General features: G+C 43.0%; 25 protein-coding genes and 2 riboswitches. Of the genes, 18 read left to right on the top strand and 7 right to left on the bottom strand.

From position 1 onward, the window contains the following. The first annotated feature begins 1 nt into the window (after nt 1). Entirely contained in the window at nt 2–574 is a 573-nt protein-coding gene (locus ACIQXH_RS13045; RefSeq protein ID WP_403123872.1) for a YhcN/YlaJ family sporulation lipoprotein, read from the top strand. 187 nt (nt 575–761) lie between these two features. Beyond that, nucleotides 762–2,444 (top strand): glycoside hydrolase family 13 protein, encoded by a 1,683-nt coding sequence (locus ACIQXH_RS13040; protein ID WP_402870888.1) that lies wholly within the window; start codon nt 762–764, stop codon nt 2,442–2,444. Nucleotides 2,445–2,491: 47 nt separating this feature from the next. On the opposite strand, the gene ACIQXH_RS13035 is transcribed toward ACIQXH_RS13040, so the two are convergent. From ACIQXH_RS13035 to ACIQXH_RS13020, 4 genes are all read right to left on the bottom strand, one after another. Continuing rightward, nucleotides 2,492–3,943 carry an amino acid permease gene (locus ACIQXH_RS13035; protein ID WP_402870890.1) on the bottom strand — a complete coding sequence of 484 codons (1,452 nt, stop codon included), beginning with the start codon at nt 3,941–3,943 and terminating at the stop codon, nt 2,492–2,494. A gap of 97 nt (nt 3,944–4,040) precedes the next feature. Then, a riboswitch (Lysine riboswitch) is annotated at nt 4,041–4,223 on the bottom strand. A 230-nt stretch (nt 4,224–4,453) separates the two neighbouring features. Next, entirely contained in the window at nt 4,454–5,416 is a 963-nt protein-coding gene (locus ACIQXH_RS13030; protein ID WP_403123869.1) for a LacI family DNA-binding transcriptional regulator, read from the bottom strand. A gap of 241 nt (nt 5,417–5,657) precedes the next feature. Continuing rightward, complete coding sequence (locus ACIQXH_RS13025) at nt 5,658–5,957, bottom strand: hypothetical protein (RefSeq protein ID WP_402870897.1); 300 nt, start codon at nt 5,955–5,957, stop codon at nt 5,658–5,660. Beyond that, nucleotides 5,957–6,160 (bottom strand): helix-turn-helix transcriptional regulator, encoded by a 204-nt coding sequence (locus ACIQXH_RS13020; RefSeq protein ID WP_402954408.1) that lies wholly within the window; start codon nt 6,158–6,160, stop codon nt 5,957–5,959. The genes ACIQXH_RS13025 and ACIQXH_RS13020 overlap by 1 nt, the downstream gene beginning before the upstream one ends. A 267-nt stretch (nt 6,161–6,427) precedes the next feature. On the opposite strand from ACIQXH_RS13020, the gene ACIQXH_RS13015 reads away from it, so the two are divergent. The 5 genes from ACIQXH_RS13015 (at nt 6,428) to rodA (ending at nt 11,242) form a co-directional block, all read left to right on the top strand. After that, nucleotides 6,428–7,345 carry a metal ABC transporter solute-binding protein, Zn/Mn family gene (locus ACIQXH_RS13015; protein WP_402870902.1) on the top strand — a complete coding sequence of 306 codons (918 nt, stop codon included), beginning with the start codon at nt 6,428–6,430 and terminating at the stop codon, nt 7,343–7,345. An 11-nt stretch (nt 7,346–7,356) separates the two neighbouring features. Beyond that, nucleotides 7,357–8,109 (top strand): metal ABC transporter ATP-binding protein, encoded by a 753-nt coding sequence (locus tag ACIQXH_RS13010; protein ID WP_402870903.1) that lies wholly within the window; start codon nt 7,357–7,359, stop codon nt 8,107–8,109. 10 nt (nt 8,110–8,119) lie between these two features. Continuing rightward, a complete protein-coding gene (locus ACIQXH_RS13005) occupies nt 8,120–9,043 on the top strand; it encodes a metal ABC transporter permease (protein ID WP_403123866.1) in 924 nt (307 codons plus the stop codon). Next, nucleotides 9,040–9,921, top strand: a complete 882-nt coding sequence (locus tag ACIQXH_RS13000) for a metal ABC transporter permease (RefSeq protein ID WP_402870908.1) — start codon at nt 9,040–9,042, stop codon at nt 9,919–9,921. The genes ACIQXH_RS13005 and ACIQXH_RS13000 overlap by 4 nt, the downstream gene beginning before the upstream one ends. Nucleotides 9,922–10,072: 151 nt before the next feature. Further along, on the top strand, nt 10,073–11,242 hold the full coding sequence (rodA, locus tag ACIQXH_RS12995; RefSeq protein WP_402990037.1) for a rod shape-determining protein RodA: 1,170 nt from the start codon (nt 10,073–10,075) through the stop codon (nt 11,240–11,242). A gap of 39 nt (nt 11,243–11,281) precedes the next feature. On the opposite strand, the gene ACIQXH_RS12990 is transcribed toward rodA, so the two are convergent. Both ACIQXH_RS12990 and ACIQXH_RS12985 read right to left on the bottom strand, forming a co-directional pair. Further along, nucleotides 11,282–11,617, bottom strand: coding sequence for a spore coat protein (locus ACIQXH_RS12990; RefSeq protein WP_403123863.1), 336 nt, complete (start codon nt 11,615–11,617; stop codon nt 11,282–11,284). Nucleotides 11,618–11,630: 13 nt separating this feature from the next. Continuing rightward, on the bottom strand, nt 11,631–11,909 hold the full coding sequence (locus ACIQXH_RS12985) for a hypothetical protein (RefSeq protein WP_403123860.1): 279 nt from the start codon (nt 11,907–11,909) through the stop codon (nt 11,631–11,633). Nucleotides 11,910–12,062: 153 nt separating this feature from the next. Between ACIQXH_RS12985 and ACIQXH_RS12980 the strand changes: the two genes are divergently transcribed. Continuing rightward, nucleotides 12,063–12,977 (top strand): proline dehydrogenase family protein, encoded by a 915-nt coding sequence (locus ACIQXH_RS12980; protein WP_403123858.1) that lies wholly within the window; start codon nt 12,063–12,065, stop codon nt 12,975–12,977. A gap of 49 nt (nt 12,978–13,026) precedes the next feature. Here ACIQXH_RS12980 and ACIQXH_RS12975 read toward each other — a convergent pair whose 3' ends face one another. Beyond that, nucleotides 13,027–13,158: a YuzL family protein gene (locus ACIQXH_RS12975; RefSeq protein WP_402870919.1), complete on the bottom strand. Its 132-nt coding sequence runs from the start codon at nt 13,156–13,158 to the stop codon at nt 13,027–13,029. Nucleotides 13,159–13,368: 210 nt separating this feature from the next. Between ACIQXH_RS12975 and ACIQXH_RS12970 the strand changes: the two genes are divergently transcribed. The 10 genes from ACIQXH_RS12970 to ACIQXH_RS12925 all read left to right on the top strand — a co-directional run bounded on the left by ACIQXH_RS12970 (nt 13,369) and on the right by ACIQXH_RS12925 (nt 24,323). Next, a complete protein-coding gene (locus ACIQXH_RS12970; protein WP_402954394.1) occupies nt 13,369–15,753 on the top strand; it encodes a 3-hydroxyacyl-CoA dehydrogenase/enoyl-CoA hydratase family protein in 2,385 nt (794 codons plus the stop codon). A 77-nt stretch (nt 15,754–15,830) separates the two neighbouring features. Next, complete coding sequence (locus ACIQXH_RS12965) at nt 15,831–17,009, top strand: acetyl-CoA C-acetyltransferase (protein ID WP_402870923.1); 1,179 nt, start codon at nt 15,831–15,833, stop codon at nt 17,007–17,009. 89 nt (nt 17,010–17,098) lie between these two features. Beyond that, on the top strand, nt 17,099–18,886 hold the full coding sequence (locus tag ACIQXH_RS12960) for an acyl-CoA dehydrogenase family protein (RefSeq protein ID WP_402870926.1): 1,788 nt from the start codon (nt 17,099–17,101) through the stop codon (nt 18,884–18,886). Between the two features lie 142 nt (nt 18,887–19,028). Beyond that, the gene (locus tag ACIQXH_RS12955; protein WP_402870929.1) at nt 19,029–19,385 is read left to right on the top strand and encodes an arsenate reductase family protein; all 357 of its coding nucleotides are present in this window, start codon (nt 19,029–19,031) and stop codon (nt 19,383–19,385) included. 97 nt (nt 19,386–19,482) lie between these two features. Then, nucleotides 19,483–19,863 carry a glycine cleavage system protein GcvH gene (gcvH, locus tag ACIQXH_RS12950; protein WP_403123856.1) on the top strand — a complete coding sequence of 127 codons (381 nt, stop codon included), beginning with the start codon at nt 19,483–19,485 and terminating at the stop codon, nt 19,861–19,863. A gap of 67 nt (nt 19,864–19,930) precedes the next feature. Further along, the gene (locus ACIQXH_RS12945; protein ID WP_403123854.1) at nt 19,931–20,296 is read left to right on the top strand and encodes a toprim domain-containing protein; all 366 of its coding nucleotides are present in this window, start codon (nt 19,931–19,933) and stop codon (nt 20,294–20,296) included. Nucleotides 20,297–20,299: 3 nt separating this feature from the next. After that, nucleotides 20,300–20,608 (top strand): thioredoxin family protein, encoded by a 309-nt coding sequence (locus ACIQXH_RS12940; RefSeq protein ID WP_402870937.1) that lies wholly within the window; start codon nt 20,300–20,302, stop codon nt 20,606–20,608. A 339-nt stretch (nt 20,609–20,947) separates the two neighbouring features. Next, nucleotides 20,948–22,258 carry an O-acetylhomoserine aminocarboxypropyltransferase/cysteine synthase family protein gene (locus ACIQXH_RS12935; protein ID WP_402954385.1) on the top strand — a complete coding sequence of 437 codons (1,311 nt, stop codon included), beginning with the start codon at nt 20,948–20,950 and terminating at the stop codon, nt 22,256–22,258. Nucleotides 22,259–22,370: 112 nt separating this feature from the next. Then, a riboswitch (SAM riboswitch) is annotated at nt 22,371–22,482 on the top strand. Between the two features lie 145 nt (nt 22,483–22,627). Beyond that, nucleotides 22,628–23,662, top strand: coding sequence for a methionine ABC transporter ATP-binding protein (locus ACIQXH_RS12930; protein WP_402954382.1), 1,035 nt, complete (start codon nt 22,628–22,630; stop codon nt 23,660–23,662). Then, nucleotides 23,655–24,323, top strand: a complete 669-nt coding sequence (locus tag ACIQXH_RS12925; protein ID WP_402870946.1) for a methionine ABC transporter permease — start codon at nt 23,655–23,657, stop codon at nt 24,321–24,323. The genes ACIQXH_RS12930 and ACIQXH_RS12925 overlap by 8 nt, the downstream gene beginning before the upstream one ends. The last annotated feature ends 11 nt before the right edge of the window (nt 24,324–24,334 follow it).

Here is a 24,334-nt window from a genome sequence, read left to right as displayed (position 1 = left end):
AATGAAAAAATACAAAGCGTTAGTGACAACCGCAATGGTGGCTTTATTCATTACAGGATGTTCCGCGAATGAAAATGAAGGAGCAAACGAAAACCTCGGGCTGAATCGGACCAATCAGGATAGAGATTTGAGTCAAACTGGTTATAATCCTACGACGGTGAACGATAGAACGGATACTAAAACTAATAATAATAATAATAATAATAATAATAATAACGACAACAACAACAACGCTGGTCAAGGTAACAATCAGATGAGGGTAACTGAGAATATTGCTGACCGAATCGAGGAATTGAAGCAAGTAAAAAGAGCAAGAGTTATCGTGATCGATAATGATGCATATGTGGGTGCCGTACTCAGAAAAGGGGAAGACTCCCTTACCACGGAAGTGAAAAACAAAATTGAAGGTGCTGTAAGAAACAGTGATACTTCCATCAATGATGTTCATGTATCGACCAACCCCGATTTTGTAAAGAGGATGGATCAATACGTGAAAGATGTTAAAAGTGGAAAACCGGTTGAAGGGTTTACAGATGAGTTTCAGAATCTTGTACACAGGGTTTTCCCTAGTTAAACTAGCATATATCCATTCATGATCAAGGCTTGTCCGATTGATTTTCAGCTGAAGAGCTTGAAGATAAAGCGGGTGAGCCTTTTTTTAGGTGTAGAAAATATGTTATTGGTAATATTCTGAAGTTTCACTCTTTATAATAGAAAGATTATTGTATAATTATGTAAAGGTTATGGAGGGAGTGGTAGGTATGGAAAAGACGTGGTGGAAAGAGTCGGTTGTTTATCAAGTGTACCCTCGTAGTTTTATGGATAGCAATGGAGATGGAATAGGTGACTTGAAAGGAATCTTACTCAAGCTTGATTACTTACAGGAGCTTGGTGTGGATGTAATTTGGCTTTCTCCCGTATACAAATCACCGAATGATGATAACGGGTATGATATTAGTGATTATCAGTCAATCATGACGGAATTCGGGACGATGGATGATTTTAATCGGCTTTTAAGTGCGGTCCATGAACGGGGAATGAAAATCATGATGGATCTCGTAGTGAATCATACGTCAGATGAACACCCATGGTTCCTGGCTTCTCGTTCCTCCGTGGATGACCCGAAGCGAGATTACTATATTTGGAGACCTGGTAAGGATGGAAAGGAACCGAATAATTGGGAGTCTGTCTTCAAAGGTTCAGCATGGAAATATGATGAGGGAACGGATGAATATTATCTACACTTATTTAGCCAAAAGCAGCCCGATTTGAATTGGGAGAACCCTCAACTTCGTGAGGAAATCTATAGCATGATGAAGTGGTGGCTGGATAAAGGGGTTGACGGATTCCGGATGGATGTCATTAACTTTCTATCGAAGGACCAGCGATACATGGATGGAAACATTTTGGATGGAAAACAGCACGGCGATGGAAGTCCCTATTTCCTGAATGGACCCAGAATTCATGAGTTCTTGCAGGAAGTCAATCAACGCGTCCTTTCTGATTATGATGTGATGACAGTTGGAGAAATGCCCGGTGTTTCACCAGATGACGCGGTACTCTACACAGGGGAGGATCGTGGGGAATTACATATGGTCTTCCAATTTGAACATATGGATATAGGGGGAGGACCGGAAGGAAAATGGAATAATGAAAAATGGGATCTGAGCGATTTAAAAGGGATTCTCTCAAAATGGCAATATGGGTTGGAAGAGGTAGGTTGGAACAGTTTGTACTGGAATAACCATGACCAGCCAAGAGTTGTATCAAGATTCGGAGATGATGGGGAGTATCGGGTGGAAAGTGCGAAGATGCTTGCTGCTTGTCTTCATATGTTAAAGGGGACACCCTATATCTACCAGGGGGAAGAGCTGGGAATGACCAATATCGCTTTTGAAAGCATAGAAGAGTATCGTGACATAGAAACGATGAATTCCTATGAAGAATTAGTGAATACGTATGGATGGTCAAAAGAAAAGATGATGGCTGCCATTCATGCACGTAGTCGAGATAATGCGCGAACACCCATGCAGTGGAATGATGGACGGAATGCGGGATTCACGACAGGAACTCCATGGATCGGCGTGAATGCCAACTACCCGGAAATCAATGCAGAGAAGGCCTATAATGATCATCAATCCATTTTTCATTTTTATAAAAAGCTCATTCAATTACGTAAACAACATGACATTATCGTATATGGTCGTTTTGATTTACTTTGTCCGGATGATGAACAGATTTTTGCCTATACGAGGACGCTAGGTGAGGAAAAGGTGCTTGTGCTATGCAACTTTAAGGGACAAGAAGCGACTTTGACGATACCGACGGCGTTACATTCATTAAAGGCTACCCTGTTGATCGGCAATTATGAGCAGGAGGAAAGCGACACGGTCTCCAGTGAACCGTTGCGTCCATATGAATGCCGTGTCTACCTTTTGAAATAAGAAAAGACCTGAACTTCTCTGTTGAAGAGAGATTCAGGTCCTTTTTTTTATTTCACTTTTAGATCACATTCCTCAAGGGGAATGATTTTGGATTTATGTTTAATTTTATATCCGAGCCAGAGAACGAAGAACAAAAGAAGACCAATGTAGGAAACAAACATGGAGTTCCAATCAATTCCGTCTGTGCTGAAAGCTTGATAGCCTTGTCCAAGGATGATGAAGAGGCAAAGGACAAGCGCAAAAACCGGACCGAACGGAAAGGTTCTTGAACGGTATGGGAGGTCATTTAAATCCAGACCTTGAGCGATATAAGCTTTTCGGAATCGATAGTGGGCAAGGGCAATCCCGACCCATGTGACGAAACCAGCCATGCCGGAAGCGTTCAGTAACCAAATATACACGACTCCATCCCCGAAGAAGGAAGCCAAGAAAGCAAGACATCCGACTAAAGAAGTCACGATAAGAGCATTTACAGGTACGCCTCTTTTATCAAGCTTGCCAAGGAACTTCGGTGCTTTTCCGTCACGTGCTAAATCCCATAGCATACGGGTTGAGGCATACATGCCAGAGTTACCAGCTGAAAGTACGGATGTTAAAATGACTGCGTTCATGACAGCAGCGGCAAAGGCAAGGCCTGCGCGTTCAAAAACAAGCGTAAATGGACTGACGGCAACATCTTCACTTAGTAAACGTGCATCCGTGAAAGGAATGATCATTCCTATGACAAAGATTGCTAGGATATAGAATAAGATAATGCGCCAAAAAACGGATTTGATCGCCCTAGGGATGTTTTTCTCAGGATCTTCACTTTCTCCAGCGGTTACTCCAAGCAATTCCGTTCCTTGGAAGGAGAAGCCAGCTGCCATGAAGACTCCTAGAATGGTAAAGAAGCCTCCATTAAATGGCCCATCACCCATGGTGAAATTAGAAAAACCAATCGGATCATTTCCGCCCATGATGCCAAAAATGATTAAAAAACCAGTAATTAAGAAGATAATGACGGTCACGATTTTAATCATTGCAAACCAATATTCGGCTTCGCCAAAGCCCTTAACGGACATATAGTTAATTAAGAACATGATGAGTAATGCAACGGCACTCCAAATGAATGATGGAGTATCCGGGAACCAAAATTTCATGATCAGGACAACGGCCGCCAATTCAGCTGCTATCGTGATGGCCCAGTTATACCAATAATTCCACCCAATCGCAAAACCGAAAGAGGGATCGACGAATTTGGATGCATAAACGCGGAACGAACCGGCAACTGGCATATAAGCAGCCATCTCGGCAAGGCTTGTCATTAAATAAAAAACCATGGCGCCAATTACCGCATAAGCAACTAATGCACCACCGGGGCCAGCCGTATGAATGGCACCACCACTCGCTAAAAATAGTCCGGTGCCGATTGTTCCACCTAGAGATATCATCATAAGGTGCCTAGCTTTCAGACTCCTTTTCAGTTCAGTAGGATTTGAATTTTGTTGTTGATTTTTCAATTGATGTTACACTCCTTTTTATGGGAAGGGGACGGAATATAAAAAAAACAGCAGTCGAAAAAGATCGACGGCTGTATATAGATACCCGTTTAATCCTTCCGAAGATAGCTCCCCACGTTTTATGAAAACGTGACAGTGATGTTCCTGTTCGAAAACATCGCCAGCCTAGAAATACAAGGAATATTTCTACACTTCGGCAACTTATCCTTTCAAACGGAGTCGTCAACTTTCCTGAATCTCGTCCGTGTTACTTTTATAAGCCGCAGCCTCTAACTCATCGGTAAATGAGGAAGTATTCAATTCGTACTGTTAATAACGCGAATTTTAAATGGTGACATACAGTTTGTGAGTCACCGAGTGAAATTTGCTATATTAAAATTATAAAATATTCCTCTAGAGAGCGCAATGTTTATTTTTCAAGTATCTTTTTCCCTAATTAGACATGAATCAAACCATTTCGCGCTCAACTGGATAATATAGGTGAATAATAAAATCAAATAATTCTGATTATTAGACACTTTTTCGCGTTATAAGGCTGAAACCTAGCTTTACATGTTTGATCGTGGCAGGATCTTCAAAAAGGTCAACAGCCATTCTCCCAATCGAATCCAAGGGTAGGGATATAGTCGAGATGTCCAGCATTTCGCTAATACTATCGTTATTGAAACCAAGGATGGCGACGTCTTCAGGTATCTTCACTCCCGCTTTTTGAGCGGAAATGATGAAGCCAGCTGCCGTATCATCGTTCGTTATAATGATGGCCTCCGGCTTATCCTGCATGGCGACCCATTCTTGAAAGGCCCTTTCTCCGTCTTTGATATAATAACTGCCTTCAAACAGCCATTCCTCTTTACTTATAAAATGATGTTTTTTCATGCTATCTTCAAACGCCTTTATCCGAAGTGAACTATTCCTGCTCTTTTTTCGCCCAAGGCTGTAGCCTATTTTCTTATATCCCTTGTTTACCAAGTAGTCGAGGGCTGAGGAAAAGGCGGCATAATGGTCGATGCTGATCGAAGAAAATTCTGACTGCGATGTATCTTCACATAAGATAATCGGACCGTAGACATGATACTCCAAGAGCACTTTCATTTCTGAGATTCTAGAACAGACGATGATGCCATCGAGTTGCTTCATTTGTAACATTTTCAGTGCTTGGATTTCTTTCTCTCTTTCATATTGTGTTTGGAAGATGACAATATGGTAACCAAGGACATTTGCTTGTTTATTAATTCCCTGGATGATTGCTCCGTAATAGGGGTGATTGGTGTATGGAATGATGACGCCAATCAGATGAGTCTTGCCTTTCGTAAGATGGATGGCGTTGATATTTCTCGTATAGTTCAATTGCTCGATGGTCTTTAGTACACTCTTTCTCTTTTCCTCACTTACATAAGGATGGTTATTCATCACGCGAGATACGGTCGTAATCGATACACCTGCATATTCAGCGATTTTTTTTATGTTCGTCATTAGATCACCATTTTTCGTTTTTTACAGTCTACCCTATGAAACCCATTTCAGAGCAAGAGAACGAAGGCATAACGGGGAAATCCCTTCATGCTGGGACTTGTTCTGGTATGGGTTTCATCCTTTAAGATTAATAAAAGTCTTGAAGGAGGGATGAAGATGTTAACGACTTTGCTTTGTTTGATCGTGCTTTGCGGGATTGAGTTGGGGTTAGCTTATCTAGCAGTAAAATCACAAAAATGATTTAAAGCTTTGCTTCATAATAAAAAACGGAAATCGCCCATGACCCGAGATGAAGAAGTAAGAGAATACCTAGAACAGGGGCAACAGAGAGTTTTACGCCAAAAAATAATAAGAAGAAAAAGATATAGATCCCAAAAAGGGTGAAAAACCAGCTGGTTGCCCGTGCTTTAGTTCGGATGAGGTCAAATCGTTCATCCAATCCCCGTCGCTTGGCAGCGGCACGGCGACCTCCCCTTAATCCAGCCAGCCCTCCGATGATGCCAAGGGTACTTCCTAAAAAAGCCCACCAGTTAAAATCCATTACATTTCCTCCTCCTCAAATAGAAATATATCCTCAATGGTCAAATCGAACACTTTTGCCAGTTTGTAAGCAAGCTTGATGGATGGATCGAATCTTCCGGATTCTATAGAAATAATCGTCTGCCGGGATACGCCCGTTAGTTCGGATAGCTTTTCTTGTGTAAGTTGATGAGACTTGCGCATATCCCGTAATTTGTTTTTCAACCCCTCAGGCTCCTTTCTTTAATGTAAAGCTCACTGTACGTAAAGTATACTTTACAAAAGTTGTTTTGTATATATTTTCCTGCATTAAATTTCTTCAGTCCAACATTTAAAAATTTGCACTTTTTACGAATAATTGTGTATAGTATAAAATAAGTTGTATAGAGGAAACATTCTAGCGCGTAGGACAAAATATAACGGATTTTTTTTGGCCTAAATCTTGCCCTTGGTAAACTTTTTTATATAGGGCTATAAAATGGAGGGGAATACATGAAGTTTTTGAAATGGGTTGGAAGCTTGCTTATGGCAGTGGTCATGATATCAGGATGTAGCAATGAACCATCGAATCACGTTCAAGGAAAGCTGAATGTAGTAGCTACGACGGGGATGATTGGGGACTTGGTCGAGAATATCGGCGGTGAACATGTGAAGGTCACAAGTTTAATGGGGCCGGGAGTCGACCCCCACCTATATAAGGCAACGCAGGGGGACGTGAAAACACTTGATTCAGCTGACATGATTTTTTATAACGGTGTGCACCTTGAAGGGAAAATGACGGATATCTTTGAAATGATGAGTAAGGAGAAACCGACGATTGCGGTGACGAAAGACTTTACGGGGGATCAGCTTCATAAGGTCAGTGAAACGGAACATGACCCGCATGTCTGGTTTGATGTAAAGCTTTGGATGGTGGCAGCGGAAGCCGTGAAGGAAGAGCTGATTGCAAATGACCCGGACCATGAAGCTAGTTATCTAGAAAATTATGAAGCCTATGTTATCCAGTTGAAGGAACTTGATGAATATGTCCATGAGGAGATAAATAAGATTCCGGAGAATCAGCGGGTCCTCGTCACGGCACATGATGCTTTTGGGTATTACGGCAAATCATATGGATTGGAAGTGAGAGGGCTTCAGGGGATGAATACTCTATCGGAATATGGTTCGAAGGATGTAACGGATATGCGTGAATATCTTGTGGAAAATGAAATCAAAGCCATTTTCGTGGAATCAAGCGTACCGAAAAAGGCTATCGAAGCGGTCATTCAGGGAGCTGAAAAGCAAGGCCATAGCGTGGAAATAGGCGGCGAGCTGTTCTCGGATGCAATGGGGGAAAAAGGCACGGAAGAAGGAACCTATATCGGAATGGTCCGGCATAATACCGATACGATCGTGAAGGCATTAAAATAGGAGGAAATGGGATGAATTATGCGTTGAAAGTCGAGAATCTGACGATAGCTTATCATAAAAAGCCGGTGGTCGAAGATGTTACATTCGAGGTTCCGGAAGGGAATCTGATTGGTATCATCGGTCCGAATGGGGCGGGGAAATCCACCTTGATCAAGGGGATTCTTGAATTGGTTCCAAGACTAGCCGGGAAAGTCACGATCCATGGTGCTTCTTATAAATCCATGAGGAAGAGTATCGGTTATGTACCACAGCGAGAATCGGTGGACTGGGATTTCCCGACAAATGCACTCGATGTCGTGATGATGGGCAGGTACGGGCACCTGGGCTGGTTGAAGCGTCCCGGGAAGGCTGAACGAATGAAGGCGATGGAATGTCTGGAAAAAGTAGGGATGGTTGAGTATGCTGACCGTCAGATTAGTCAGCTTTCCGGCGGGCAGCAGCAACGGATTTTCCTGGCACGGGCGTTGGCGCAGGAAGCGGACATCTATTTCATGGATGAACCATTTGTGGGCGTTGATGCCGCAACGGAAAAGGCAATCATCCAGCTATTGATGGAGCTGAAAGAAAAAGGGAAGACAGTTCTTGTAGTGCATCATGATTTGTCGACTGTGAAGGAATATTTCGATTGGACGATGTTGCTGAATAAAAAGGTGATGAAGATTGGTCCGACAGAAGAGGTCTTCATTCCTGAGTTTTTGCAGGAGACATATGGAGGACGGTTAGCGATATTATCCGATGCTGAGTCAGGCTTGCTATTGAAATGAGGTGTACACGATGAACGTTCTGGATATACTTGCGGACCCCAACACAAGATGGATATTGCTAGGCACCATGTTCCTTGGCTTAAGCAGTGGAGTCATCGGAAGTTTTGCTTACTTGAGAAAACAATCCCTATTGGGTGACACGCTCGCACATGCGGCCTTGCCTGGGATTTGCGTCGCTTTCATAGTAACAGGGGTGAAGTCGACCTCCTTCTTTCTGATTGGAGCGGCCGTCGCAGGTTTAGTGGCGGTTTTTCTGATTAGCATACTAACGAGGTACAGTAAAATCAAACAGGATGCGGCACTAGGCATCGTATTGACTTCATTCTTTGGATTGGGAATCGTATTGCTAACCCAAATCCAGCAGAGTGAATATGGAAACCAAAGCGGACTGGACACTTTTCTGTTCGGGCAAACGGCATCGATGGTGATGTCGGATGTGTATATGATGATGACCGTTTCCTTTATACTCATTTTCACTTGTACGTTATTTTTCAAGGAATTTAAGCTATTGTCCTTCGATCCTGGATTTGCCAAGGGGATGGGATTGCCGGTCGTATTCCTCGACTATTTCATCATGATGCTGATAGTGGCGGCTGTCGTCATCGGCATTCAGGCGGTAGGGGTAGTGTTGATGGCATCCTTGCTGATTACCCCAGCCGTTTCTGCCAGGTACTGGACGGAGCGCCTGCATATCATGGTCATACTCTCTGGAATTTTCGGTTTGCTGAGCGGGGTGTCCGGGACATTAATCAGCACGTCGGTCAATAACCTGCCAACAGGCCCTTTGATTGTTTTATCGGCCACGGTCTGGTTTTTCTTTTCCATGCTTTTTGCTCCTAAACGTGGAGTCATCTCCAAGACGTGGAGAAGGGTTTCGGCAAAAAAGATCTATGTAAATGAACAGGAAAAAAGGAAAGGAAGCCATTCAGCATGAACGATTTTTGGATTATCTTAGTCGGGGCGCTTGTAGCGAGTTCCTGCAGTGTACTGGGGTGTTTTTTAATAGTAAGGAAGATGACCTTGATTGGCGATGCAATCAGTCACTCGGTTTTACCCGGCATCGTATTGGCGTTTTTAATAACGGGGTCGCGTGATTCGATTCCCATGCTGATTGGTGCAGCAGCACTCGGTTTACTTACCGTATTCTTAATCCAGCTATTCCAAACATCCGGGGTTCAATCCGACGCAGCGATAGGCATCGTGTTCACTTCCCTATTCGCAGTAGGGATTGTATTGGTCAGTTTATATACACAGCAAATCGATTTTGATCTGGATCATGTCCTGTATGGCGAGATTGCATATACCCCATGGAATATGATGTCGATCGGTGGGGTTATGGCAGGGCCAAAGGCCGTTTGGATTGTAGGAAGTTGTTTCATGATCAATCTTCTCTTACTTTTCCTTTTCTTCAAGCAATTTAAGCTGGTTTCCTTCGATCCCGCACTTGCTGCAGCGATGGGCATACCGGTTATACTTTTTCACTATTTACTGATGGGTCTCGTTTCGCTGACAACTGTGGCGTCGTTTGATAGTGTCGGTTCGATTTTGGTGGTGGGGATGCTCATTATTCCTGCGGCAACGGCCTATTTGCTTTCGGACCGATTAAGTCGGATGATTGTCGTCAGCATCGGGGTCGGGATCTTGAGCTCGGTCATTGGGTATTATTCAGCAACTTTTCTTGATGCTTCCATCTCAGGGTGCATGGTTGGTTCAGCCGCTTTCTTATTCGGCTTGGCTTTCCTTTTTTCACCGATCAACGGGGTGGCCACTAGGTTTATAAAACGAAGAAGGGCGAGGGAAACCCATTTATAGTACATTCCACTTAGAGGCTGCATGATTTTCACTTCATGTGGCCTTTTTGCCATCAAACTATCCTTAGATATAGTTGTGATTTTCTTTGTTTAAAGTATAATGAGTAAGTGTAATTTAAAGAAGCAGGAACCTTTTTAAGGGAGAGTTCATTATGGAAGAACAAAATAAATTTTCATCGCGAATAGATTTTTCTTTGGTCACGATATTATTGTTGTTATGTATTGGTAGTTGTTTGGCCATATACAGTGCGCAGACTACTGGACAATACGAAGAAAACTTCTTAATAAAACAAATATTTTGGTATGCGGTTGGAGTCGGGATTGTTCTGGGAATCATCACGCTGGATTCAGATCAGTTGAAGAAGATATCTTGGTATGCATATGGGTTCGGATTATTGCTATTGTTATTATTGCTTGTCATGCCAGATTCCATTGCGCCCGTACGTAATGGTGCGAAAAGTTGGTTCATCATTAAGCCACTGGGATCGATACAGCCCTCGGAATTCATGAAGGTTTTTCTCATTTTGGCCTTGGCGAATGTCATTTCAAATCATCATCTCAAGAATACGTTGAAAACCATCCAAACCGATCTCTGGCTTCTTGTTAAGATAGGGCTTGTGACGGGAGCTCCGTTGCTGTTGATCATGCAACAGCCGGATTTAGGTACATCGCTTGTTTTAATGTCAATCATGATCGGAATGATCTTCATTTCGGGGATATCATGGAAAATCTTGCTTCCAATCGTGACAGCCGGTATCGTTGCAGTTTCCACCATCATGTACTTCGTCCTCTGGCATCCGGAATTGCTTGAGAAAATAGGTGTGAAAACGTATCAGTTCGGCCGTATTTATTCATGGCTGGATCCTTATAACTATGCGAGTTCGGAAGGGTATCATTTGACGAAATCCTTGCTGGCCATAGGTTCGGGGCAGACCACGGGTAAGGGCATAGGGTCAAGGGAAGTATATTTACCGGAAAGTCATTCGGATTTCATCTTTAGTATCATCGGGGAAGAATTCGGCTTCATCGGTTCCAGTATCATTATCTCCTTGTTCTTCTTATTGGTTTACCATATTACAAAAACCGGCATGGAAACGCGGAATAATTTCTATACATATATTTGTGTGGGCATCATCAGCATGTTAACGTTTCACGTGTTTCAAAATATCGGAATGACGGTCGGCGTATTACCGATCACCGGAATTCCGCTTCCATTCATCAGTTACGGGGGAAGCTCGCTCATGGGGAATATGATGGCCATGGGCTTGATATTCAGCATAAGGTATCATTATAAAAAGTACATGTTTTCGACGGATATATAAAAAACGCCGGCCATTCACCATGGCCGGCGTTTTTTATAGTTATTGAAGCTTTGAACCGGCTGGGAATTGATCTTTATATCCAGAGAACTGCTGGTAGGACTGGCCTAAACTATCAGTTTGTGCCTTTTCCAAGCCATACCATCCTTTTTCGAACATCAGGTTATAAAGTTCCCGTTGCATTTCCTGGGTTTCCTTAGAGACCGAGAAAATATCTTGAAATAAAGCTTGGTTACTCATCTCATGGAGGGCAACTGAATAAGAGTTACAGAAATACTTCTCTGTTGCCAACATATCATTTGTAAAATCGCGATCATTCATTTCTGGCGTTTTGGCAATGGTTGATTCGGGATTTTGGACCTTGTTTTGATTAGGCATCAAGAAACCTCCTTTACTGGAATTGTTGTTGGTTTTGCTGTTGGTTTGGATTTAAGTGGGACAAGATGGTGTCGTAATGACGTTGATGCATCTGTCCACAGCGGGTTAAAGCGTCTATGATTTGAGGATCTTTACATTGTTTCGCGTAAAAGTGTGCTTTTTTAATCGCAATCAAGTTCCAGGAAAGCATATCGGTAAGGTACATACTATCTTTTACAGATACCATTTCGGGTGGCTGTTTCATGAAACCGGTCGTTTTTAGCTGGTTGTTCATCGAGTTTTGTTGTTCCATCATCTTACCTCCTTCATTGTGGTCTGAACGAGATTAATTTCCCCTGTTTTTAATTTTATATTCGAGAAGAGCAAGTGACTGAATATACATGAAGGATATAAGAGTCTAACCCTAACATCTATTTTTCCAAACGGGGATTTGGAGGGAACGCAGATGGAACTAATGAGGAACTTCTTTCTCTACCTATCGAAGTATAAACCATTAATTAAGGCTGCACGGAGATATGGATTGCGTTTTGGGGCAGCCCGCTTTGTTGCCGGAGAAACTTTGGTTGAAGCGACTAAGGTCATTGCAGAACTAAATCGGAAAGGGTTATCTGTGACGATAGACTATCTAGGTGAATTCATAGATCATGAGCAGGAAGCAGAAGAGATGGCAAACCAGTGCATCGATGCGATTCGAGCCATTTCCGAGCATGGTCTCGATTCCCAGTTATCCTTGAAACTGACTTCGATGGGTTTGGATATCTCGGAACATGTTGTCATGAAGAATATGAGAAGGATTTTAGAAGAAGCAAAAGCCGCCCGGGTATTCGTTACGCTAGATATGGAAGATTTTCCGCGCTGTCAGCCAACATTAGAAGTGTTCAAAAAACTAAAAGCTGAATATAATGATCTTGGTACGGTTATACAAGCATATCTTTATCGGACGGAGAAAGATCTCGACGAGTTGAATTTCCTCCATCCGAATCTTCGACTGGTTAAAGGAGCTTATAAAGAACCAAGTGACATCGCCTTCCCAGAAAAAGAGAAGGTGGATGCAAACTTCAAGAAAATCATTAAAAAGCATCTGCTAAATGGGAACTATACGGCGGTCGCCACCCATGATGATAAAATCATTGATTACACGAAAAACCTCGTCAAGAGACATGGCATCAGCCCGGATCGGTTCGAATTTCAAATGTTATACGGCATCCGGAATGAAAAGCAATTGGAATTAGCTGATGAGGGTTATAAGGTTAGGGTGTATGTTCCATATGGTACGGATTGGTACGGATATTTCATGCGCCGCCTAGCGGAGAGGCCAGCCAATGTTGCCTTCGTTTTAAAGGGGATATGGAAGAGATAGCAGGTGTAAGAGCCGGCCCGGATAAGGGACGGCTACTCTACTTTGGACTCTATTTTTTAAATTGATTGTTCTGGCTGTTCACCTTATTCTTTCCGTTGTTACGTTCACCGCCAGGACCCGCGTTTCCTTTCACGCTTGCGGCACTTACGGCTCCTTTGGAAGGATTATCTTTATGCTTCATGAGTATACGTCACCTCCTGTTCGTTATTTTCTTCTAAAGAGTGAAAACTAACCAAGGGTTTTACGATAAAAATATTTAATTTTTCCTGTTTAATCATTGCAGAATTTCCAAATTTATTCTATATTAGTAATAAGAATAAATATTCAAAAATTTTTTAGGACAAAAATGAATGAGCATTCATTCAATACATTGTGTAAGGGGGATATGAACTTGGTTCGACAAATACGAAAGGCTGCTGTTCTAGGGTCAGGAGTTATGGGATCAGGGATTGCTGCACACCTTGCTAACATCGGCATTCCGACTTTATTATTGGATATTGTACCTCGTGAACTCACGGAGGACGAGAAGAAAAAAGGTCTTACATTAGAAAATAAACAAGTACGTAACCGCATTAGTCAGACTGCGATTACTAAACTTCTAAAACAAAAACCAGCTCCGTTATCAGCAAAAGGCAATCTGGCCTTGATTGAAGCGGGGAACCTGGAAGATGATATAAGCCGTTTAAATGAAGTAGATTGGGTAATTGAAGTGGTCGTGGAGAGACTTGATGTGAAGCAGAGTGTGTTTGCTCAGGTTGATAAATACCGTAAACCGGGCAGCATCATTTCTTCCAATACATCAGGTATATCAATTGAGGCGATGGCCAAGGGACGTTCTGAAGATTTCCAAAAGCATTTCTTGGGAACTCACTTTTTCAACCCTCCACGCTATTTAAAACTTTTGGAAGTCATTCCTACGAAAGCCACTGCTCCTGAAGTACTTGAATATATGAAGCAATTTGGTGAAGACGTTCTTGGTAAAGGAGTGGTCGAAGCCAAAGATACACCGAATTTCATCGCCAACCGCATCGGTACGTATGGTCTGCTTGTTACCCTTCGTGAAATGCAAAAAGGCGGATACAGCGTGGGTGAAGTGGATTCTGTAACAGGTCCATTGATTGGCAGGGCGACGAGCGCAACATTCCGTACGCTTGATGTAGTGGGTCTTGATACTTTTGCACATGTTGCGAAGAATGTATATGACCAGGTTGAAGGAGAGGAAAAGGAAGTTTTCCGCATCCCGGATTTCATGAATAAAATGCTTGAAAACGGTTGGCTTGGAAGCAAATCCGGACAAGGATTTTTCCTGAAAAAAGGCAAGGAAATCCTTGAACTGAATCCTGAAACACTTGAATACGAACCACGGAAAAAACTGAAAACGCCTTCTATAGAAATGGCGAAACAGGCAAAAGGTCTTTCTAATAAAATGAAAGCGCTTGTTTATAGTGATGACCGTGCTGGCCTCCTGCTTTGGAATGTGTTGAATCCAGCCCTTGTGTATTCTGCACAACTACTAGGAGACATTGCTGACGATATTGTGGCAATTGACCAGGCAATGAAATGGGGCTTCGGTTGGTCTACAGGACCTTTCGAAACGTGGGACGCAATTGGTGTCGAAAAATCAGTAGCACGCTTAGAACAAGAAGGTGTCACTGTTCCTCAATGGGTGAAGGAAATGCTGGAAAAAGGCATCACTTCATTCTATAAAGAAGAAAATGGTGTAGTTTCCTACTATCACAATGGTGAATATAAGGAACTTCTTGAGAATCCAAAGGTGATCAACCTGAAAGCGATCAAGAAGCAAAAAGGCGTAATCAAGAAAAACAGTGGTGCAAGTTTGATTGATATTGGAGACGGAGTCGTACTTCTTGAGTTCACGTCACCGAACAATGCAATTGGTCTTGATATCATGCAGATGATCAATGCGGCTGTTGATGAGGCCGAAGCAAATTATAAAGGCTTGGTCATTGGAAACCAAGGCAAAAACTTCTGTGTAGGCGCCAATATCGCCATGATGTTGATGGAAGCCCAGGATGACAATATATTCGAATTGGATATGGTGATCAGCCAATTCCAAAAAGCGATGTTGAAAATTAAATATAGTGCGGTCCCTGTTGTCGTAGCGCCATTCAATATGACGCTTGGCGGAGGTGCAGAAGTTTCCCTTCCTGCTGCACGCATTCAGGCGACTACGGAAACGTATATGGGTCTAGTGGAAGCTGGCGTTGGCTTAATACCTGGTGGTGGCGGAACCAAAGAACTTTATGTGAAAACATTGAAGAGCATGCCAAAAGGCGTCGACTTTGATTTGCAGAAGGTAGCGAATCGGGTATTTGAAACGGTTGCCATGGCTAAGGTTTCTACTTCTGCCGAAGAGGCCCGGGAAAATAATTTCCTTGGTGCTTCCGATCGAATCAGTGTGAATTCCGACCATCAGTTATATGATGCGAAGCAGTCCGTCATTTCGATGTATGACCAAGGTTACACAGCACCAACCCGCACGAAAATCCCTGTGGTTGGTGAGACCGGTTATGCCGCACTTCTTTTAGGGGCAGAAGCGATGCGTCTTTCAGGCTTCCTCTCCGAGCATGACCTAGTCATCGCTAAAGAGCTTGCGTATGTCCTGGCTGGTGGGAAACTTCCATTCGGTACAGAAGTAGATGAACAGTATATCCTGGACCTAGAAAAACAAGCATTCTTAAAATTGATTTCAACACCGAAATCACAACAAAGGATGCAACACATGCTTGTTAAGGGAAAACCACTTCGTAACTAATTGATCGTCCAAAGATAGAGTCAAATAACTAAAGTTCAATAGGTTGATAGCTTAAAAATGAAGTAAGGGGGATCCTCATGAAAGAAGCAGTAATAGTAGCTGGAGCAAGGACTCCGGTAGGAAGAGCAAAAAAAGGTTCTCTTGCTAACGTTCGTCCAGATGATTTAGGGGCTCTTGTGGTAAAGGAAACGTTGAAGCGTGCTGGAAATTATGAAGGCAATATCGATGATTTGATCATCGGCTGTGCGATGCCGGAGGCAGAGCAAGGCCTGAATATGGCAAGGAATATCGGAGCATTGGCTGGCTTGCCATACACGGTGCCGGCCATTACCATCAATCGTTACTGTTCGAGTGGTTTGCAAAGCATTGCATATGGAGCGGAACGAATCATGCTCGGCCAAAGCGATACGGTCATCGCAGGTGGCGCAGAATCTATGAGTCTAGTGCCTATGATGGGCCATGTTACCCGTCCGAACGCACATCTTGCTGAAACGGCGCCTGAGTATTACATGGGTATGGGGCACACAGCCGAAGCTGTAGCGAATAAATATGGGATTTCCCGTGATGACCAAGATGCATTTGCTGTACGAAGCCATCAAAGAGCGGCGAAGGCCATTGCAGAAGGGAAATTCTCTGATGAAATCGTTCCGGTAGACGTAACTCTCCGTTCTGTAGGTCCGGATTTGAAACTGCAGGAAAAGAAATTTCAATTCACTCAAGATGAAGGCGTCCGTGAGGGGACGACAGTCGAAGTCCTTAAAAAGCTAAGACCGGCATTTTCTGTAACTGGATCCGTTACCGCAGGAAATTCATCGCAAACAAGTGATGGAGCTGCTGCCGTTATGGTGATGGAGGGAGAGAAAGCTTCCTCTTTAGGCATGAAGCCAATTGGTAAGTTCCGTTCCTTTGCGGTAGCGGGAGTTCCGCCTGAAATCATGGGGATCGGCCCAATCGCTGCGATTCCTAAAGCATTAAAACTTGCAGGGCTTGAGCTATCTGATATCGGTTTGTTCGAATTGAATGAGGCGTTCGCTTCTCAATCCATTCAAATCATCCGGGAGCTTGGCTTGAACGAAGAGATTGTCAACGTCAATGGAGGGGCCATCGCCCTTGGTCATCCACTTGGCTGTTCGGGTGCCAAATTGACCCTAAGCCTGCTTCATGAAATGAAACGCAGAAACCAACAATTCGGAGTCGTCACCATGTGTATCGGCGGCGGTATGGGTGCTGCCGGAGTATTCGAATTATTAGCATAGAACCTTTTATCCGGATGCAGGTGTAATCACTGTATCCGGCCTTCAATGAAACTTACTATAATGAAACTTACCATATAGGAGGAATTTTTATGTCCAATCCAACAACAGAAAACTTGATTAAAGGTGGAGCATTTTTAGTCGAAGATATTACGTATGATCAAGTGTTTACACCAGAGGATTATTCTGATGAGCACAAAATGATTGCCAAAACTTCTGAAGATTTCGTAGTGAACGAGGTCCTTCCGCAAGTTGAACACTTAGAAAACCATGAATTTGACCGTTCTGTAAAATTGCTGAAGCATGCTGGGGAAATTGGCTTACTAGGAGCTGACGTACCAGAAGAATATAGCGGTCTTGGCCTTGATAAAATCAGCTCTGCATTAATTACGGAAAAAATGGCACTTGCTGGCGGATTCGGAATTACGCACGGTGCGCACGTAGGAATCGGTTCTTTACCAATCGTATTATTCGGTAATGAAGAGCAAAAACAAAAATACCTTCCACTACTTGCAACAGGTGAAAAAATTGCGGCATATGCTTTAACTGAACCGAGCTCGGGATCTGATGCGTTGGGTGCGAAAGCAACGGCAAAATTGAATGCAGAAGGCACTCATTATATTTTAAATGGAGAAAAACAATGGATCACGAATGCAGGATTTGCAGATGTATTCTGTGTTTACGCAAAAATCGATGGCGAACAGTTTTCCGCTTTCATCGTAGAACGTGAATATCCTGGTGTATCTACAGGTGCCGAAGAAAAGAAAATGGGCATTAAGAGTTCTTCTACACGTACATTGATCCTTGAAGATGTAGCCGTTCCGGTTGAGAACCTTCTAGGTGTCGCGGGTAAAGGTCATGTCATTGCCTTCAATATCTTGAACATCGGACGTTATAAATTGGGTGTCGGTGCAGTAGGCGGTTCAAAACGTGCTCTTGAACTTACAGCTGCTTATACAAATCAGCGTCAGCAGTTCAAAACGAAAATTTCTGATTTCAACCTAACAAAAGAAAAATTAGCGACGATGGCTTCTAAAATCTATGCCGCGGAAAGCTCTGTTTATCGTACGGTCGGCCTTTATGACCAAAGACAAAGCAAACTGACTGATGAGCAAGTAAAAGACGGTAAATCGATGGCCGCAGCCGTTGCTGAATACGCAATCGAGTGTTCATTGAATAAATTCTTCGCTTCGGAAGTGTTGGATTATGTAACTGATGAAGGGGTTCAGCTTCATGGTGGGTATGGCTTCATGCAAGAATATGAAATTGAGAAAGCGTACCGTGATTCTCGTATTAACCGCATCTTTGAAGGGACAAATGAGATCAACCGCTTGCTCGTTCCAGGCACATTCCTGAAAAAGGCACTTAAAGGTGAACTTCCTCTTCTTCAAAAAGCACAAGGCTTACAAGAAGAGTTAATGATGATGATGCCGGAAGAGCCAGGCGATGAGCCGTTGGCACAAGAAAAAATGCTGGTTAGAAATGCTAAGAAAATTGGCATCCTGGCTGCAGGTCTTGCTGCACAAAAATTCGGTAAAAAACTTGATCAAGAACAAGAAATTCTTTCAAATATTGCTGATATTGTATCTCTTGCCTATGCTGCTGAATCAGTGGTGCTACGTACGGAAAAAGCAATCGCGACTACGGGTCTAGAAAAGAACCAACAAAAAGTGCTTTATACTGAAATCTTCGTTCAAGAAGCTTTCAATGAAATCGAGCAACATGCAAAAGAAACGTTGATTGCTGTTGAAACTGGCGATACGTTGCGCATCATGCTTTCTTCCCTTCGCAAGTTGACTAGACATAATCCAATCAATGTCATTGCGAAAAAACGTGAAGCTTCCGTCAAAGTAATCGAAAATGAAAAATATGCACTTTAATTCTTAAAGTCTTAATCAAGGGGATGCCCATATCGGGTATTCCCTTGATTTATTTTGTGGGTCTTTCATGGGGATGCGAATAGAGAGTCTATCGTTGTATTGCCCCCAAAAAACGGGTATTCTAAGGGAAGGTGGTGAAACGATGGGCTTAACTTTATACTGGTACCCAAAATGCGGCACATGCCGTAATGCAAAGAAGTGGCTGGATCGCCATGAGTTGCAATATGAAGCGATTCATCTCGTGGAAAATCCCCCTTCTCGGGCAGAAATTGAACAAATATATAAAAGTAGTGGACTAGAGTTGAAGAAGTTTTTCAATACGAGCGGGCAAAAATATCGCGAGCTCGGTTTAAAAGACAAACTGAAAGAAGCTTCAGAGAAAGAGATGCTCGATATATTGGCTACGGATGGCATGCTTTTGAAAAGACCAATTGTGACGGACGGTTCAAAAGTGACAGTAGGTTTCAAAGAAGAACAATTCGATCAAACCTGGAGCTAAGACTTTACAAAACATTTGGATAATTCCTTATCATAACAAAGAATCTACCTTATAATGTAATAGATAAAATATAAGCTGTAATATGGAGGGAATTAATATGTCAACGCCAAAAGAACTTCGTTATACAAAAGAACATGAATGGGTCAAAACGGAAGAGGGTACAGTACGCATAGGGATTACTGCATTCGCCCAGTCTGAACTTGGGGACATCGTTTTTGTTGAACTTCCAGAGGTCGGATCTGAACTGAAAGCGAACGAGCCCTTTGGTAGTGTAGAATCCGTTAAAACGGTTTCTGAACTTTATGCTCCTATTAGCGGCAAGGTCGTTGAAATCAATGAAGAGTTAAATGACAATCCTGAATTCGTTAATGAATCTCCGTTTGAAAAAGCATGGATGATCGTCCTTGAACCATCAGACAGCAGTGAAATTGAAAAACTGATGAGTGCAAACGAATATGATAGCCTGATAAACGGGTAAGTAAGGTGAGGGGGAGGCTTTAATTAAGCCTGCTCTTTTTCAATTTGAGTGGAGACGGGGTGATGAGATGGAATGGGATGTACCCGATAAAGTGATCATGGTTGAAGGCCTTTCAGACAAGCGCAAAGTGGCATCCGTTCTGGACGAAGAAGTGGAAATCAGATGTACCAATGGCACCATTTCTTTAACGAAGTTGGATGAAATGGTGGATGAATTGATAGGCTGGGACGTTTACATCCTTTTTGACGCAGATGCGTCAGGGGAAAAGCTAAGGAAACAATTTCGTCGGGAACTGCCGGAAGCAAGGCATTTGTACATAGATAGGATGTACAAGGAAGTCGAGGATACCCCAGAACATCACATCGCTTCCGTGCTACTGACTGCAAATATGAAAGTGAAAACTAAATTTACAAGTAAAAGGATGGAAGAGTAACTGATGGAGGAATGGAAAGAAGAAGACTTTAAGCAAGCTGTTGATCAAGGGAACACTTTTAGCTTATATCTATACACACCTTTGTGTGGAACCTGCCAGGTGGCTTCAAGAATGCTTTCCATAACACTAGAGCTGTTCCCGGAAATGAAGGCTGGAAAAATGAACATGAATTATGTCCAGACATTGGCTGAACGATATGAAATTGAGAGCGTACCCTGTCTTTTGCTTTTTGAAAAAGGAAAGATGACAAAAAAAATATATGCCTTTCAGTCTGTTCCTTATTTGTATGGATTGCTGAAAGAGATAAGCTAAAAGCCGATCCTACATGGATTGGTTTTTTTGTTGAAGTCATGGGGGGAATATAGCATTCGTATTAATGATTGAATATTCTAATAACTAATTGACTACCTGCTACTAAAGTGCTATATTTTGTATGAAGTACATACGTTATAGACGCATCATACACGAGGATGGAATGTCTGCCATTTACAAAACGCGCTTATCCAGGCGACATCGTTCAATAGGGAAATCTCTATCGACCCCGGCGGGAAATTCCGACTTCTTCATATTATAAGGTTCCTTGCATATAACAAGAGATGAGGCAATATCGCTTTAATTCCTACTAAAACAATGGAAGAAGGGGAGAATATAATGACAGAAAAAAAATTCCGCTTTGAGACGTTGAGTGTGCATGGCGGTTTAAAAGTCGACGAAACGGGTGCCCGCGCCGTACCCATTTATCAAAGTAATGCTTATTTGTTCAAAGATACAGATCATGCAGCGAATCTATTTGGATTAAAAGAGAATGGTTACATCTATACGAGGCTTCACAATCCCACTGTCAGTGTCTTTGAAGAAAGAATGGCCCTGTTAGAAGGGGGAATCGGTGGATTGGCAGTTGCAAGCGGCATGGCCGCTATATCCCTTTCCATCCTTAATATCGCTGGTATGGGGGATGAAATCGTTTCTGCTTCAACACTGTACGGCGGGACCTATAATTTATTTGAAAATACACTCCCTAAATACGGAATCAAAGTGAAATTCGTCTCACCTGATGATCCGGAAAATTTCAAACGGGCAATCACTCCACGAACGAAGGCCATATTTGCCGAAACAATCGGCAACCCAAGCTTAAGGGTTCTTGATATCGAAGCAGTGGCGGAAATAGCCCACGAAGCAGGGATACCTCTTATTATCGATAACACTTTCGCAACGCCGTATCTGTGCCGACCAATTGACTTTGGGGCGGATATTGTCATCCATTCAGCTACAAAGTGGCTATTGGGTAATGGTACGACATTAGGGGGAGTCATCATCGACGGTGGTAAATTCGATTGGAATTCGCCTAATTATCCAGGCTTTACGGAACCTGACCCTAGTTACGATGGACTTGTCTATTCCGAAGCGGTAGGGCCTGCTGCCTTTATTACGAAAGCGCGTGTGCAATTGCTTCGGGATTTGGGACCGACGTTAAGTGCTCAAAGTGCATTCCAGTTCACGCTTGGCCTGGAAACGCTCCATGTCAGGATGAAGGAACACCTGTTGAATACGAGGACAGTCATTCAATACTTGGAGAACCATCCGGCAGTCTCATGGGTTTCTTATCCGGGTAACGATGATCATCCCGATAAAGCCCTTGCAGATAAATACTTGCCTAAGGGAGCCGGATCTGTGGTGACGTTTGGAATTAAGGGGGGACGTGAAGCAGGTTCCACACTCATCAATTCGGTTGAGTTATGGTCGCATGTCGCCAATGTCGGGGATGCTAAAAGCCTAATCATCCACCCAGCAAGTACAACTCACCAGCAATTGAATGATGCAGGACTGGTCAAGGCCGGTGTCAGTGCCGACCAGGTTCGCCTTTCAATCGGTATTGAAAATGTAGACGATTTACTTGAAGATCTAGAGCAAGCGATTGAAAAAGCGACGAATATCGTGTCAGTGAATTCTCAAAGAGTTTAATGGAGAAACAGGTACACCCTAGGATTTTACATTGCACTCCTTTTTTATCTGTGTTAAAATTTCAGACATAGTAAAGTGAATGTTAAGACAAAAAAGAATAGTCCATATATAGCTCTTATCAAGAGAGGTGGAGGGATGTGCCCGTTGAAACCCGGCAACCGACAAGGATTTTCCTTGGAAAGGTGCCAATTCACACAAAGCGTAGAGGCTTTGGGAGATGAGAGGAAGGCCTGCTTTTCCCTGCCTTTCTGCTCATGCAGAAGGGCTTTTTCTATTTTCTTTGAATCATAGAGGGATAGATTCATCAGGAGGCCATAAAAATAAATCGACTAAATTCATAGGCTTAATTGGATAAAGAGGTGAGCATACATGATTACATTGTCAAACGTCAGTAAACTTTTTCGAACAGGAAAAGCAAATAGCGAAACGATTCATGCCGTGAATAGTGTGAATTTAGAAATAAATAAAGGCGAGATTTTCGGAGTCATCGGATACAGTGGGGCTGGCAAGAGTACGCTCATACGTATGCTGAATGGGTTGGAACGGCCTACTGAGGGCTCCGTGAACGTTGCGGGAAATGAAGTTTCAACAATTAAAGGGTCTAAGCTTCGTAAAGCCCGTCAAGAGATTAGCATGATTTTTCAGCATTTTAATCTCTTGTGGTCAAGGACCGTTCAAGAAAATATATCCTTTCCTCTGGAAATTGCGGGCATCTCCAAGCAAGAACGCATCAAGCGCGTCAATGAACTCATTAAGTTAGTTGGATTGGAAGGAAGAGAAAAAGCGTATCCATCGCAGCTAAGTGGTGGACAGAAGCAAAGGGTGGGAATAGCGAGGGCTCTTGCCAATAACCCGAAAGTGCTTTTGTGTGATGAGGCCACGTCCGCTCTAGATCCCCAGACAACCGATTCCATCCTGGAATTGCTTGTGGATATAAATCAACGCCTTGGTTTAACCATTGTCTTGATTACACATGAGATGCATGTCATTCGGAAGATTTGCAATCGAGTGGCTGTGATGGAAAGTGGACGGGTAGTCGAACAGGGAGCTGTCCTGGAAGTATTCAGAAACCCTAAAGAACAGATGACTAAGCGTTTTGTTCAGCAGGTGACAGAACCAGAAGAGACAAAAGAAACGATGGAGCATTTGTTTGAACGGTATCCAGCAGGAAAAGTGATTCAACTGACATTCGTGGGGGATCATGCAGAAAGCCCGTTGATCACAAAATTGGTACGTAATTTTGAGTTGGATGTGAACATTGTCCAGGGGAAAATATCACAAACGAGAAGCGGCTCATATGGAACATTGTTCATCCACCTTGATGGCAGTGAAGATGAAATGCTCCGCGCAATCGAATTCATAAAAGCACAGCAGGTAGGCGTGGAGGTGATTACTCATGCTTGAAGAATTATTGCCGAATGTAGATTGGGAAGACATCATAGAAGCGACGAAAGAAACGCTGTATATGACAAGTATTTCAGTTGTAGCGACCTTTTTTATAGGGATACTATTGGGGTTGCTTCTGTTTTTAACAGGCAAGGGGAATATGTGGGAGAATCGGGGCGTTAACGGTGTGTTAAGTGCTTTCGTTAATATTTTCCGTTCGATTCCATTCCTTATCTTGATTGTATTATTAATTCCGTTCACCAAATTACTTGTCGGTAGCATGATTGGTGAGAATGCGGCATTACCAGCACTCATTATCGGTGCAGCACCGTTTTATGCGCGGATGGTCGAAATCGGCCTTCGTGAGATTGATAAAGGCGTGATTGAAGCGGCTAAATCAATGGGAGCCAAAACCAGCACCATCATTTATAAGGTCCTCCTTCCAGAATCGATGCCGGCCCTTATATCAGGCATCACGGTAACATCGATTGCATTGGTTGGATACACGGCAATGGCAGGTGTCATCGGGGCTGGTGGATTGGGTAACTTAGCCTATCTGGACGGTTATCAACGGAATCACAACGACGTTACCCTGGTAGCGACGATTGTCATATTAATTATTGTCTTCATCATACAGATTATCGGTGATGTGATTACTTCTAAATTGGATAAAAGATAAGGGGAGATGAA

Origin of the sequence: Peribacillus sp. NPDC097225 (assembly GCF_044761955.1) — a bacterium.
In the GTDB taxonomy this organism is placed as follows: Bacteria; Bacillota; Bacilli; order Bacillales; family DSM-1321; genus Peribacillus.
This window is presented reverse-complemented; position numbering and strand designations above follow the sequence as displayed.